The organism is Streptomyces sp. AC512_CC834 (assembly GCF_019049325.1).
In the GTDB taxonomy this organism is placed as follows: domain Bacteria; phylum Actinomycetota; class Actinomycetes; order Streptomycetales; family Streptomycetaceae; genus Streptomyces.
Genome location: NZ_JAGMUO010000027.1, coordinates 15,283 through 28,865 on the forward strand (window position 1 = coordinate 15,283; position 13,583 = coordinate 28,865).

The 13,583-nt window shown below is 73.0% G+C and carries 14 protein-coding genes; 7 read left to right on the top strand and 7 right to left on the bottom strand.

Translation table 11 applies throughout. From position 1 onward, the window contains the following. Positions 1-42 precede the first annotated feature (42 nt). Positions 43-357, top strand: coding sequence for a DUF5955 family protein (locus KUM40_RS10525; RefSeq protein ID WP_217165441.1), 315 nt, complete (start codon positions 43-45; stop codon positions 355-357). 53 nt (positions 358-410) lie between these two features. On the opposite strand, the gene allR is transcribed toward KUM40_RS10525, so the two are convergent. Next, on the bottom strand, positions 411-1,214 hold the full coding sequence (gene allR, locus KUM40_RS10530; RefSeq protein ID WP_217165443.1) for an allantoin degradation transcriptional regulator AllR: 804 nt from the start codon (positions 1,212-1,214) through the stop codon (positions 411-413). A 228-nt stretch (positions 1,215-1,442) separates the two neighbouring features. Here allR and allB point away from each other — a divergent pair, with 228 nt between their 5' ends. Together allB and alc are read left to right on the top strand one after the other, a co-directional pair. Next, the gene (gene allB / locus KUM40_RS10535; protein ID WP_217165445.1) at positions 1,443-2,780 is read left to right on the top strand and encodes an allantoinase AllB; all 1,338 of its coding nucleotides are present in this window, start codon (positions 1,443-1,445) and stop codon (positions 2,778-2,780) included. 60 nt (positions 2,781-2,840) lie between these two features. Further along, entirely contained in the window at positions 2,841-3,971 is a 1,131-nt protein-coding gene (gene alc / locus KUM40_RS10540) for an allantoicase (RefSeq protein WP_217165447.1), read from the top strand. Positions 3,972-4,117: 146 nt separating this feature from the next. Here the strand turns inward: alc and KUM40_RS10545 are convergent, their stop codons facing one another. From KUM40_RS10545 to KUM40_RS10570, 6 genes are all read right to left on the bottom strand, one after another. Continuing rightward, positions 4,118-4,906: an SDR family oxidoreductase gene (locus KUM40_RS10545; RefSeq protein WP_254394897.1), complete on the bottom strand. Its 789-nt coding sequence runs from the start codon at positions 4,904-4,906 to the stop codon at positions 4,118-4,120. An 83-nt stretch (positions 4,907-4,989) separates the two neighbouring features. Next, positions 4,990-5,247 (bottom strand): hypothetical protein, encoded by a 258-nt coding sequence (locus KUM40_RS41200; protein ID WP_254394898.1) that lies wholly within the window; start codon positions 5,245-5,247, stop codon positions 4,990-4,992. 16 nt (positions 5,248-5,263) lie between these two features. Continuing rightward, positions 5,264-5,959, bottom strand: a complete 696-nt coding sequence (locus KUM40_RS10555; RefSeq protein ID WP_217165449.1) for a CoA transferase subunit B — start codon at positions 5,957-5,959, stop codon at positions 5,264-5,266. Then, on the bottom strand, positions 5,959-6,717 hold the full coding sequence (locus KUM40_RS10560; protein ID WP_217165451.1) for a CoA transferase subunit A: 759 nt from the start codon (positions 6,715-6,717) through the stop codon (positions 5,959-5,961). The genes KUM40_RS10555 and KUM40_RS10560 overlap by 1 nt, the downstream gene beginning before the upstream one ends. Then, the gene (locus tag KUM40_RS10565) at positions 6,714-7,331 is read right to left on the bottom strand and encodes a carboxymuconolactone decarboxylase family protein (protein ID WP_217165453.1); all 618 of its coding nucleotides are present in this window, start codon (positions 7,329-7,331) and stop codon (positions 6,714-6,716) included. Before KUM40_RS10565 ends, KUM40_RS10560 begins: the two co-directional genes overlap by 4 nt. Then, positions 7,328-8,674, bottom strand: coding sequence for a hypothetical protein (locus tag KUM40_RS10570; RefSeq protein WP_217165455.1), 1,347 nt, complete (start codon positions 8,672-8,674; stop codon positions 7,328-7,330). The genes KUM40_RS10565 and KUM40_RS10570 overlap by 4 nt, the downstream gene beginning before the upstream one ends. Before the next feature lie 227 nt (positions 8,675-8,901). On the opposite strand from KUM40_RS10570, the gene KUM40_RS10575 reads away from it, so the two are divergent. From KUM40_RS10575 to KUM40_RS10590, 4 genes are all read left to right on the top strand, one after another. After that, the gene (locus KUM40_RS10575; RefSeq protein WP_217165457.1) at positions 8,902-9,726 is read left to right on the top strand and encodes an SDR family NAD(P)-dependent oxidoreductase; all 825 of its coding nucleotides are present in this window, start codon (positions 8,902-8,904) and stop codon (positions 9,724-9,726) included. Next, entirely contained in the window at positions 9,719-10,675 is a 957-nt protein-coding gene (locus KUM40_RS10580) for an amidohydrolase (RefSeq protein ID WP_217165465.1), read from the top strand. The genes KUM40_RS10575 and KUM40_RS10580 overlap by 8 nt, the downstream gene beginning before the upstream one ends. Further along, positions 10,672-12,045, top strand: a complete 1,374-nt coding sequence (locus KUM40_RS10585; RefSeq protein WP_217165467.1) for an FAD-binding oxidoreductase — start codon at positions 10,672-10,674, stop codon at positions 12,043-12,045. The genes KUM40_RS10580 and KUM40_RS10585 overlap by 4 nt, the downstream gene beginning before the upstream one ends. 124 nt (positions 12,046-12,169) lie before the next feature. Beyond that, positions 12,170-13,537: an FAD-binding oxidoreductase gene (locus KUM40_RS10590; RefSeq protein WP_254394899.1), complete on the top strand. Its 1,368-nt coding sequence runs from the start codon at positions 12,170-12,172 to the stop codon at positions 13,535-13,537. The last annotated feature ends 46 nt before the right edge of the window (positions 13,538-13,583 follow it).

Sequence of the window (13,583 nt, forward strand, 5' to 3'; positions counted from 1 at the left end):
GCGTTTACTGGCCCGCGCACAACGGGGTCGAGGGGGAGGTCTGTGTTGCGGAGCTTGGGGCAGAGGCAAGTGACCGTCGGCGACGAGGACGTGAGAGTGGCGGCACTGCGGACCGCGGTGTCCCGGCTGCGCCGCCAACTCGCCCTGCTGCCTGCCGATTTCCCGGACCGGGCGATAGCGGAGGACGAACTGGCCGACCTCGCCGCGATGGCGGGTCACGGCGTTCCCGAGGCGCCGCGACTGCGCCGCTCGCTGCTGCTGATAGCCGGCGCGATCGGCTCCGTCAGCGCCCTGAAGCCGGGGCTGACGGAGGTCCGTCACGCCGTGGAACTGTTCGGGGACCCGCCGCGCCGCTGAGCCCCGTCGCGCGGGCACCGGTCGGGGCGGGCGCCGGTCAGCGCGGGCGCCGGTCAGGCGGCCGGGTTGCCGTTCGAGGCCAGCAGGGCCTTTGACAGCTCCGCCGCCACCTGCTGGAGCAGCGGCACGATCCGGTCGGTCGCGCTCTCCGTGACCCGGCCGGCCGGGCCGGAGATGGAGATGGCCGCCGTCGTGGGGGAGTTGGGCACGGAGACGGCCAGGCAGCGGACGCCGAGCTCCTGCTCGTTGTCGTCGATCGCGTATCCCTGGCGCCGCACGTCCTCCAGCGCCGCGATGAAACCGTCCGGCGTGGTGATCGTCTTGTCGGTCGCGGCCGGCATGCCGGTACGGCCCAGCAGGGCCCGCACCTCCTCCGCCGGGAAGTCCGCGAGCAGCGCCTTGCCGACGCCGGTGGAGTGCGGCAGGACGCGCCGGCCGACCTCGGTGAACATGCGCATCGAGTGCTTGGACGGCACCTGGGCGACGTACACGATCTCGTCCCCGTCGAGCAGCGCCATGTTCGCCGTCTCACCGGTCTCCTCGACCAGGCGGGCCAGGTGCGGGCGGGCCCAGGTGCCGAGCAGCCGGGAGGCGGATTCGCCGAGCCGGATCAGACGGGGGCCAAGCGCGTAGCGGCGGTTGGCCTGCTGGCGTACGTATCCGCAGGCCACGAGGGTGCGCATCAGGCGGTGGATGGTCGGCAGCGGCAGGCCGCTGCTGGCCGACAGCTCGCTCAGGCCGACCTCGCCGCCCGCGTCCGCCATCCGTTCGAGCAGGTCGAAGGCGCGCTCCAGGGACTGGACGCCGCCTGTGGCGGACCTGGCGGAGTCGGTGGTGCTGGCGCTGGACGTCGGCACGGCACGTTCCTTTCGGGGCTGGCGGGAGAAAGAAGCGTACCCGGCGGCCGGTTGACTACCGGCTCGTACGTAGCTACGTTCTGCTTGCTGGAATTCTAATTCCGCTTTGTGGAAACGTCCAGGGCGGGGTCATTGGGCATGCCCCCACAAAGGGTGCCTCTTGACGGGGTGGAGCCGGGAATGAAGACTCCTTCAACAGAACGTTGAAAGACGGAGAGAGGGGTTCGGGTGTCCGAAGCCGAACTGGTGCTGCGCTCGACGCGCGTCGTCACTCCCGAGGGGACACGCGCCGCGTCGATCGCGGTGACCGGCGAGAAGATCACGGCCGTCCTGCCGTACGACACCCCCCTCCCGGCGGGTGCCCGGCTCGAGGACGTCGGCGACCACGTCGTCCTGCCCGGTTTGGTCGACACCCATGTGCACGTGAACGACCCCGGCCGCACCGAGTGGGAGGGCTTCTGGACCGCCACCCGCGCCGCGGCGGCCGGCGGCATCACCACCCTCGTCGACATGCCGCTCAACTCCATCCCGCCGACCACCACGGTGGAGAACCTGCGCACCAAGCGCCGGGTCGCCGCCGACAAGGCGCACATCGACGTCGGCTTCTGGGGCGGCGCCCTGCCGGACAACGTCAAGGACCTGCGCCCGCTGCACGAGGCCGGGGTCTTCGGCTTCAAGGCGTTCCTGTCCCCGTCGGGTGTGGACGAGTTCCCGCACCTCGACCAGGAGCAGCTCGCCCGGTCGCTGGCGGAGATCGCCGCCTTCGACGGCCTGCTGATCGTGCACGCCGAGGACCCGCACCACCTCGCCGCGGCCCCGCAGCAGGGCGGACCCAGGTACACCCACTTCCTCGCCAGCCGCCCGCGCGACGCCGAGGACACCGCGATCGCCACCCTCCTCGCGCAGGCGAAGCGGCTCAACGCGCGGGTGCACGTCCTCCACCTGTCCTCCAGCGACGCGCTGCCGCTGATCGCCGGGGCCCGCGCCGAGGGCGTGCAGGTGACGGTCGAGACCTGCCCGCACTACCTCACGCTCACCGCCGAGGAGGTGCCGGACGGCGCCAGCGAGTTCAAGTGCTGCCCGCCGATCCGCGAGGCCGCCAACCAGGACCTGCTGTGGCAGGCGCTGGCCGACGGCACCATCGACTGCGTCGTCACCGACCACTCGCCGTCCACCGCCGACCTCAAGACCGACGACTTCGCCACCGCCTGGGGCGGCATCGCCGGCCTCCAGCTCAGCCTGCCGGCCATGTGGACCGCGGCCCGCGCGCGCGGCCTCGGCCTGGAGGACATCGCGCGCTGGATGTCGGCGCGGACGGCACGGCTGGTGGGGCTCGACGCGCGCAAGGGCGCCATCGCGGCGGGCCACGACGCCGACTTCGCCGTCCTCGCGCCCGACGAGACGTTCACCGTCGACCCGGCCGCCCTCCAGCACCGCAACCGCGTCACCGCGTACGCGGGCAAGACCCTGTACGGCGTCGTGAAGTCCACCTGGCTGCGCGGCACGCGGATCGTGACGGACGGCGCGTTCACCGAGCCGAAGGGACAGCTCCTCGACCGGGCCTGACGCGCCCGGCCCCCTGAATCCAGTCCACCCCGAACGACCCGAAAGGAACACCTGATCACCGTGACGGACCGGCAGAACACCTCGTTGGCCAGCTTCACCGGCGACGCGAACCCCTACGGAGGCGGCGACCCGTACGCGGACTACCGCACCGCCGACCTCCCCTTCACCCAGTACGCCAACCTTGCCGACCGGCAGCTCGGCGCGGGTGTCGTCGCCGCCAACGACGAGTTCTTCGCCCAGCGCGAGAACCTGCTGGTCCCCGGGCCCGCCGAGTTCGACCCCGAGCACTTCGGGCACAAGGGCAAGGTCATGGACGGCTGGGAGACCCGCCGGCGGCGCGGCGCCTCCGCCGAGCACCCCTGGCCCACCGAGGACGACCACGACTGGGCCCTGATCCGCCTCGGCGCCCCCGGCGTGATCCGCGGCATCGTCGTCGACACCGCCCACTTCCGCGGCAACTACCCGCAGGCGGTCTCCGTCGAGGGCACCTCGGTCGCCGGGTCCCCGTCCCCCGGGGAACTGCTCGCGGCCGACGTGAAGTGGACGACCCTGGTCCCGCGCACCCCGGTCGGCGGCCACGCCGCCAACGGCTTCGCCGTCTCGGCCGAGCAGCGCTTCACCCACCTGCGCCTGGCGCAGCACCCCGACGGCGGCATCGCCCGCCTGCGCGTGTACGGCGAGGTCGTCCCGGACCCCGTCTGGCTCACGGCCCTCGGCACCTTCGACGTGGCCGCCCTGGAGAACGGCGGACAGGTCGAGGACGCCTCCAACCTCTTCTACTCACCGGCCACCAACACCATCCAGCCGGGCCGCTCCCGCAAGATGGACGACGGCTGGGAGACCCGCCGCCGCCGCGACCGGGGCAACGACTGGATCCGGTACCGCCTGGTGGACCGCTCCCGGATCCGCGCGATCGAGATCGACACGGCCTACCTCAAGGGCAACAGCGCCGGCTGGGCGTCCGTCTCCGTCAAGGACGGCGAGGCGGGCGAGTGGCGCGAGGTGCTCCCGCGCACCCGGCTCCAGCCCGACACCAACCACCGCTTCGTCCTGCCCGAGACGGCCGTCGGCACGCATGCGCGCGTGGACATCTTCCCCGACGGCGGCATCTCCCGCCTGCGCCTGTTCGGCTCCCTCACCGAGGACGGCGCCGCCCACCTGGCCGCCCGCCACCAGGAACTGGGCGGCTGACCCACCCCTCACTAACCCGCGCGGGGCGCACCGGCCGGACAGCACCGGTGCGCCCCGCGCGTAGTACGTCCCGGGGGCGGCCGCGCCGCGCGGGCAATGCCTCCGGGCCGCCGCTGCGCCGCGTCGGCGCCGCCCCCGGGCGACTGCTACGCCGCGTGGCCGCCGTCCACCGCGAACTCCGCGCCCGTGACGTACGAAGCGCTCGCCAGGTACGCCACCGTGGACGCCACCTCGTCCGCCGTGCCGAAGCGGCCCAGCGCCGTCATGGCCGCCTGCCCGTCCGCGTAGGGGCCGTCCGCCGGGTTCATGGCGGTGTCGATCGGCCCCGGGTGCACGATGTTCGCCGTGATCCCGCGCGAACCCAGCTCCCTGGCCAGGGCCTTGGTCAGCCCGATCAGCGCCGACTTGCTCATCGCGTACAGCGTGCCGCCCGGTCCCGGCACCCGCTGGGACATGCAGGTGCCGATGGTGATGATCCGCCCGCCCTCGGACATGCGGGACGCGGCCGCCTGGGAGGCCAGGAAGACACCGCGGACGTTCACGGCCAGCAGCCGGTCCACATCGGCCAGGGACATGCTCTCCAGCGGGCCCAGCAGCCCCAGGCCCACGTTGTTGACCAGCACGTCGAGGCCGCCCCCGAACGCCTGCGCGGCCCGCTCGACCGCCCCCGCCGCCTCGTCCGCGTCGGCGGAGTCCGCCCGCAGTGCAACTGCCCGGCGCCCCAGCGCCTCGACGGCCCGTACGACGTCCTCGGCCGCGTCCTTGCCGTTCACGTAGGTGAGGGCCACGTCCGCCCCCTCCCGCGCCAGCCGCAGGGCGGTCGCCGCGCCGATGCCCCGGCTGCCGCCGGTCACGAGGGCGGTGCGGCCGGACAGGGGGGCCGGGAAGTGGGCGAGGGGGTTCGTGTTCGTCATCGTGTTCGTCTCCGTGTTCATGCCTCCATCCCAGCGGGCCGGCCACGCCCGCGCTGGCGGCGAACGGACGTCGACCTGACCTTCGTGCGCCCCCGGGTGTCGGGTCACTGGTTCGCGACCCGTGGGCGGTCGCGGCGGGCGTCGCGGAACACCGAGCCCCACCAGAGCAGCTGATCGAGCGTGGCTCCGGCGGCGTCCTCGATGCGCTTGGGGTCCCGGAGCGCCGCGGTGGGCACGCGCACCGACGGCGGCGAGTCCTGGAACAGGGCCCCGGCGAGCAGACCCGCGCTGCCGCGAGGGCTCCACGCGTGCTCCTGGAGTGCGCCGTCGAGGGCGGCCGGCGCCTCGGCATCCGCCTGCACGCCGCCGGGCTCCCCCTCAGCGCGATGGGCAGGAGCTGGGAATGGTCTGTGAGGCCGGAGCGTCCGCCGTGCCGGCGGGGCCGTCCACGCGCACCGGGGCGGCCGTGCGGGCGACGACCTCGTCCGCGGTGACCCCCGGCGCCGTCTCCCGCAGCGCGAGACCGGCCGGTGTGATGTCCAGGACCGCGAGGTCGGTGATGACCCGGTGCACGCACGCCCGGCCGGTCAGGGGCAGCGTGCAGCGCTCCACCAGTTTCGGGCTGCCGTCCTTGGCGGTGTGCTCCATCAGGACGACGACCCGGCGGGCGCCGTGCACCAGGTCCATGGCACCTCCCATCCCCTTGATCATCTTTCCGGGCACGGCCCAATTGGCGAGGTCGCCCGCCTCGGACACCTGAAGGGCACCGAGGACAGCGGTGTCGATGTGGCCGCCGCGGATCATGCCGAAGGAGAGCGCCGAGTCGAAGAAGGAGGCACCCGGCAACACGGTGACCGTCTCCTTGCCGGCGTTGATCAGGTCCGGGTCGATTTCGTGCTCGCGCGGGTAGGGGCCGGTGCCGAGGATGCCGTTCTCGGAGTGCAGGGTGATGTGCACGCCCGTCGGCAGATGGCCGGGGATCGCGGTGGGCAGGCCGATGCCCAGATTCACGTACGAACCGTCGGTCAGCTCCTGGGCGGCACGGGCCGCCATCTGGTCACGGGTCCAGGCCATCAGGCTCGCACCGTCCTCTTCTCGATCCTCTTCGCGGTCGCCTGCTCGCGGGTCAGGGGCACGATCCGCTGTACGAACACGCCGGGCACCCGCACCTGGCCGGGGTCGAGTGCCCCGGGCTCGACCAGCTCCTCGACCTCCGCGACCGTGACCCGGCCGGCCATCGCGGCCAACGGGTTGAAATTGCCGGCGGCAGCGCGGAAGACCAGGTTGCCGTGGCGGTCGCCGCGCCAGGCCCGTACGAGTGCGAAGTCGGTGGTGATGCCGTGCTCCAGGACGTACGTCCGATCGGCGAAGACCCGGCTCTCCTTGAGAGGGGAAGCGAGGGCGACACCGTCTCCGCCGGGGGCGTACCGCCAGGGCAGCCCGCCGTCGGCGACCTGGGTGCCGACGCCGGCCGGCGTGTAGAAGGCGGGGATGCCGCAGCCCCCGGCGCGCAGCCGCTCGGCCAGCGTCCCCTGGGGCAGCAGCTCGACTTCCAGCTCCCCGCTCAGGTACTGCCGGGCGAACTCCTTGTTCTCGCCGACGTACGAACCGGTCACCCGGACGATGCGGCGGTCGGCGAGCAGCACGCCCAGCCCGGCCCCGTCGACACCGCAGTTGTTGGACACCACCGACAGCCCGGTGGCGCCCTGCTCGTACAGCGCGCCGATCACGACGTCCGGCACACCGCTGAGGCCAAACCCGCCGACGGCCAGTGACGACCCGTCGGTTATGTCGTGCACCGCCTCGGCGGCACTCGCGCAGACCTTGTTCACGGCTGGGGCTCCTTGTCCAGGACGGGCGCCGTCGGCGCGGGGACGTCGAAGAGACGCAGTTGCAGGGCGAGGGTGGCGTAGTAGCCGACGAGCGTGGACAGTTCGAACAGGGCGGCCTCGCCGAGGGCGGCGCGGGCCGCCGTGTACCAGGCGTCGTCGAGTCCGTCCGGGCGGGCGGCGAAGGTGCGGGCGGCCGACCAGGCGGCGCGTTCGAAGGCGTCGGTGAAGCCGGGGTCGGCGCCCTCGCGCAGCGTCCGCAGCTCGTCCTCGGTCAGTCCCGCGGCCCCGCCCACGGCCTCGTGAGCGTACCGCTCGAACGCGCTGTCCCACACGGTGGCGACCACCAGGATCGCGGTCTCGCGCACCCGCGGCGGCAGGTGCGTGCCGAAGCGGATGGCCGAGCCCAGGGCCTGGAGCGCGCCGCCCAGCCGGGGGCTGGTCAGCATGGCGTTGAAGGGCCCGTTCAGATGCCCGTGGGCGTCGGTGAGGTCGAAGAGCCGGGGGCCCGCGGCGCGGGGGCCGCCGGTGATCTCCTCGTACAGGGCGCGCTGTTCGGGGGAGAGCCGGTCGGGGCGCGACAGGGGCAGCCGGCCGGGGGAGTCCGGTGCGGTCACGGCCGCGTCCCCGTCCCGTCCGCGACCTCGCGGTCCAACGATGCCAGGTCCGCGTCGGTGAGCAGCCGGCCCTCGCGCGCCATGAGCGCGCGGGCCCGCCGCAGCACCTCGTCCACCTGCTCGACCGTGGTGTCGACACCCAGCGCGGCCAGCTTGTCGGCGAGGGTGTAGGGGCCGCTGTCGGGGGTGAAGGGGACCTTGCGGGCGTTGCCGACGAGCGTGGGCTCCAGGCAGTTGTGGAGCAGTGGGTCGACGGCGGTTTCCTGGGTGATGAGGTCCATCCCGCCCCAGGAGAAGGCGTTCGTGCCGGTCACGGGGTGGTTCCAGGCAAGGTGATAGCCCGTCAGTTCCTCTCCTGCGCGGGCCAGTTCCGTCAGCCGCCGGGTTCTGATCCCGGTGCTCACCCCGTACAGCGTCTCGAAGGCCATGGCGGTGGCGGCGAGATCGGCGTTGCCGGGGCCGCCGCAGTAGCCGTTGACGGACAGTTCCACGACGTCGGCGCCGGCCCGGACCGCGCCGACCGCGCAGCCGACCGCCAGCCCGAAGGTGTTGTGCGGGTGCAGGCCCACCTGCACCTCGGGGGCGAGTTCCTTGGTTCGGGCGACGAGCTGCGCATAGGCCTCGGGGCTCATGGCGCCGGGGCCGTCGAAGAGGGTGAGCTCGGTGGCGCCCGCGCCGGTGAGCACGGCGACCGACTCCTCCAGCACCTCCTCGGTCAGGTACGACACCATCAGCATCGGCACGATCACGTCCAGGCCGCGGTCGTGGGCGTGGCGGATCAGGGGCACGGCCCGGGCGAGGACGCCCGCCCGGCCGCGCGAGGTGTCCCGGGTGCGCCACTCCTCGCCCCGCCACGCCTGCTGGTAGACGGCCGGGTTGTAGATGAGGGACGCCTCGCCCAGGCCCTGCACCCAGATCTGCACCCCGTCGTAACCGGCGTCGGCAGCGCGGTCGATGTCCCGCACGGTACGCAGGAGCGGCAGCACGGCCCGGCAGTCGGCGTTCTCGCCCTTGATGACCTCCACCTCGGTGCGCAGCGCCTTGTCGTCGCGGCCGGCGAGCCCGGCGGTGACGACCTCGCGGACACCGGCACCGACGAGCCGGCGCAGATAGGCCTCCTTCGCCGCGGTGGAGGCGACGACCCCCGGCAGGGTCTCGACCGACCGCAGGGTGGCGTCGCGCAGGCGCACCGAGTCGGGCATCGGGCCCCGCACCTCGGCACGGCGGTTGAGGGGGCTCACCGACCAGCGGCCCGGCTCGTACGCGCCCGGCTCGCGGGCGGCGGCCAGCTCCGCGCGGAAGCGGGAGACCTCCTCGTCGGTGAACACGGCCGGCTTGTCCATGGGTCCTCCGGGCGGCTGTCTCGGCAACGGTCCTGCTGTGCGCCATTCAAGCACCGCACCTCCTTTGCTGTCGACACTATGATCGCCATGACGCGGTTGGGGCGCAGAGTGAGCTGCATGTTTCTTCGAATATGTTTACTTTCTGTCGACACTAGGTGAAACTCTCGGCAGTCGGAACGCACCGCACCCGCACCGCACCCGCACGACCCGAACCGAGGGAGACATCCGTGACCCACGACGAGCCCCCCGCGCGGTCCGGCCGCCTTGCCGGGCGAACCGCCGTCATCAGCGGCGCCGGCAGTGTCGGCCCGGGCTGGGGCAACGGCCGCGCCACCGCCGTGGTCTTCGCCCGCGAAGGCGCCACCGTGTACCTGACCGACCGCGACAAGGACGCGCTGGAGGTCACCGCCCGGCAGATCCGCGAGGAGGGCGGAGAGGTCTTCACCCACCTGCTGGACGTGACCGAACCGGACGCCGTCCGGGAGTACTTCGAGGAGACCGAGCGCGCCGCCGGCCGGATCGACATCCTGGTCAACAACGTCGGAGGCTCCCGCGCCGGGGGAGTGGCCGAACTCTCCCCGCAGGACTGGGACAGCCAGCTCCGCACCAACCTCACCAGCGCCTTCCTCGCCTGCAAGCAGGCCGTGCCGATCATGCGGCGTGGCGGAGGCGGCTCGATCGTCAACACCGCCTCCGCCTCTGGACTGCGCTGGACCGGCGCCGCGCAGGTGGGCTACGCGGCGGCCAAGGCGGCCGTCGTCCAGCTGTCCCGGGTCACGGCCGTCCAGTACGCGCCCGACGGCATTCGGGTCAACACCGTCGTCCCCGGCCAGCTGCACACCCCGATGGTCGAGGCCCGCCTCGCCCACCAGCGCGCCGGCGGGGACGTGGCGGCGCTCCTCGCCCAGCGCCAGGCGCGTATCCCGCTGGGGTTCATGGGCGACGGCCGGGACACGGCGTACGCGGCGCTGTTCCTCGCCTCCGACGAGGCCCGTTTCGTCACCGGCACCGAGATAGTCGTCGACGGTGGAATGACGGCCCGCTGTGACTGAACCCGTCGTGCGCCAGGCGGCGCCCTCGCCCGGCTGCCCGCCCCCGCACCCCGCCCCGCGCAGGCCTTCCCTGGTACTGCCGCACGGGAGCTGCGACGCGCACTGCCACATCCTCGGCCCGTCCGCCGTCTTCCCCTACGCGCCCGAGCGCACCTTCACTCCCGTCGACGCCCCCAAGGAGCAGGTCGCCGCGCTCCACAGCCATCTGGGGCTCTCCCGCGCGGTCGTCGTCCAGTCGTCCTGCAACGGCTCCGACCACCGGGTCCTGCTGGACGCCCTGGCAGCCGGTGCCGGCCGGCTGCGCGGGATCGCCCTGATCGGCCCGGCGACCACTCGCGCAGAGATCGAGGAGCTGCACCGCGCGGGCGTCCGCGGCTTCCGGCTCAACTTCCTGCCGCATCTGCGCACCGCCCCCACCCGCGAGGAGATCGACTCCGTCCTGGAGCGGGTGGACGGCCTCGGCTGGGCCGCCGAACTCCATGTCACCGGCTCCGGGGTCGCCGACCACGCCGACCTCATCCGCTCCCTGCCCGGCCGGGTGGTCATCGACCACCTCGCGCGCGTGAACCTCGCGGACGGCCCCCGCAGCCCCGCCCTGCGCAGCCTGCGCGCCCTGCTCGACACCGGAGACGTGTGGCTCAAGGTGAGCGGCGTGGACCGGATCTCCCGCCAGGGCCCGCCCTACGCCGACGCCGTCGCGCTGGCCGCCTCCCTGTTGGCGCAGGCACCCGAGCGGGTGGTGTGGGGCACCGACTACCCGCACGTGAACATCGAGGGCGCGGCCCCCGACGACGGACTGCTGGTGAACCTCCTCGCCGACATCGCCCCCGATCCGCAGCTGCTGCGCCGCCTCCTGGTCGACAGCCCGGCGGAGTTGTTCGACTTCCCGCCGGTCCCGGTCGCTCCGTCCGGTCCGGCAGACCCGTACACGTACAAGGAGCCGACATGACCGACTTCGAAAGCCGCCTCCTGGTCCGAGGCGCCCACGGCTACGAGGAGGCGCGGCTGGGCGCCGTGTGGAACGAGCGCAAACCCGACCGCCGTCCGGACGCCATCCTCGTCGCCGCCGGCGACCGGGACGTCCAGGAGGGGGTGCGCTGGGGCGTCGCCCGGGGCCTGCGGGTCTCCGTGCGCTCCGGCGGCCACAGCTGGATCGGCAACGGGGTGCGCGACGGCGGCCTGCTGATCGACCTCTCCGCTCTGGACGAGGTCGTCGTCGACGCCCCGAACCGTCGGGCCACCGTCCGCCCGGCCGTCCAGGGCACCCGCTTCAACGCCCTGCTCGCCGCCGAGGGTCTGGTCTTCCCCAGCGGGCACTGCCCGTCCGTCGGCGTGGGCGGCTTCCTGCTCGGCGGCGGCTACGGCTGGAACTCCCGCGCCCTCGGCCCCGCCTGCTTCAGCGTGGAGGGCGTCGACGCCGTGCTGGCCGACGGCACCCTCGTGCACGCCACCGACGAGACCCACCCCGACCTGATGTGGGCGGTGCGCGGCGCGGGCCCCGGCTTCTTCGCCGTCGTCACCCGCTTCCACCTGCGCGTCCACCCGGCCTACGACCAGATCCTGCGCAGCGCGTACGTCTTCCCCCACGAGCTGCGCGACGAGGTGCTGGCCTGGAGCTACGACACCGTGCCCGAGGTCTCCGACTCGCTGGAGCTGTCGGCCAAGGTCGCCTGCACGCCGGGAGTGGAGCGGCCGACGACGACGATCACGGCGGCGGCCTTCTGTACCCCGCAGGACGGCCCCGAGATGCTGGAACCCCTGGAGAGGGCGCCCTTCCTGCGCCACGCCCTGCGCCGGATCGAACGCCGTCCGTCGAGCCTGGACGACCTGTACGCCCTCTCCGACGGCCTCACCCCCAAGGGGCGGCGCTACGCCGTCGACGGGGTGTGGACCGACGCGCCCGTGGAGCGGGTGCTCGACGCCGGGCAGGAGGTGCTGGACGGGATTCCCACCCGGGAGAGCTTCCTGCTGTGGATGCTCTGGGGCGGGCAGCCCACCCGGGAGAACGCCTGCTGGTCCACCCAGGGCCGGCTGTACTTCTCGCCGAACGCCGTGTGGCGCGACCCTGCCGACGACCTGCTGGGTGAGACCTGGGCGCACGACTCGCTGCGGGCCCTCGACCCGGTCGCCCACGGCACCCAGTTCGCCGACGCCAACCCCGCCGACCGGCCCGACCACGGGCTCCGGGCGGAGCAGGCCGCGCGGCTGGAGCGGCTGCGGGAGCGGTACGACCCGCATGGGCTGTTCCGCACCTACTTGTCCCCTGAAGAGTCCACCACGGCGCTCGCTGTCCGACGGCGCGCCGAGAGAACCGCCTAGTGTCGACAGAAAGTCGCAACTGGCGCCGTATTGACCCTTGACCGTCATTTTCTGTCGACAGTAACGTCAGGTGTCTGCATCAAAGGAGTCTGAGTTGTCTGAGTTGTCGGCGTCATCCGAACCGATGTCTGCCCAGAATATGCGCGGAGCCGTCATCCGCCGCGGTGATACCGGATACGAGGAGGCCCGCCTCGGCGCCGTGTGGAACGCCCGCAAGCCCGATCGGTTCCCCGACGTCATCGTCCTCGCCGAACAGGAGCGGGACGTCGTACGGGCCGTCCGGCTCGCCCACGAGGAGGGGCACCGGGTCTCCGTCCGCTCCGGCGGCCACAGCTGGGTCGGCAACGGCGTGCGCGACGGCGGGCTCCTCGTCGACCTCTCCCTCCTCCAGGAGATCACCGTCGACCCCGCCGCCCGCACCGCCACCGTCCAGCCGTCCGCCAAGGGCCCCGCCGTCCAGGAGGCACTCGCCCCGCACGGGCTGTTCTTCCCCACCGGCCACGCGCCCACCGTCGGTATCGGCGGCTTCATCCTCGGCGGCGGCTACGGCTGGAACTCCCGCCACCTCGGGCCGGCCTGCCTCGGCATCCGCGCCGTCGACGTGGTCCTCGCCGACGGCACCCTGGTGCACGCCACCGACGAGACCCACCCCGACCTGCTGTGGGCGGCGCGGGGCAGCGGCCCCGGCTTCTTCGGCATCGTCACCCGCTTCCACCTGAGCGTGTACGAGCGCCCCACGACCATCGTCCGCACCGTGCACAGCTACCCGCTCGACCTGCGCGACGAGGTGCTGGCCTGGGCCTACGACCTCCTGGACACCCTGCCCACCACCGTCGAGTTCTCCGCCAAGGTCGGCTTCACCCCCGGGCTCGACACCCGGACCGTCTCCCTGACCGCCACCGCCTTCTGCACCCCCGAGCACGGCCCGGAAGCCCTCGCCCCGCTGGAGGACGCGCCCTTCCGCGACCGGGCCCTGCGCGCCCTCGTCGGCCAGGAGACCACCATCGAGGAGCTGTACGACATCGCCGACCGGCTCAACCCGGAAGGGCTGCGCTGGGCCGTGGACGGCCTGTGGGCCGAAGGGCCCGTCGAGGAGATCCTCACCGCCGCGGCGCCCGTGTTCGACGGCATCCCCGCCGGCAACGGCTTCGTGCTGTGGATGCTGTGGGGCCACTACCCGCCGCGCCCCGACGCCTGCTGGTCCGCGCAGGCCAAAGCCTACCTCTCGCCCAACGCCGGCTGGAGCGACCCGGCCAAGGACCTGGCGCATGAGAACTGGGCGCACGGCTCCCTGGCCGCCGTCCAGCACCTCTCCAAGGGCCTGCAGTTCTCCGACAACAACGTGGCCGACCGCTTCGACCTCGGCCTGAGCGCCGAGAACGCCGAACGCCTGGAGAAGATCCGAGCCGCGTACGACCCCGACGGACTCTTCCGGACCTACATGACTCCCGCCGAGTCCACCACCGCCTACGCCGTCGCCCGTCGTCCCTGACGCCCATTCCTGCCGCCCCGCCCCGAGCCGCAATTGCCGTGCATCA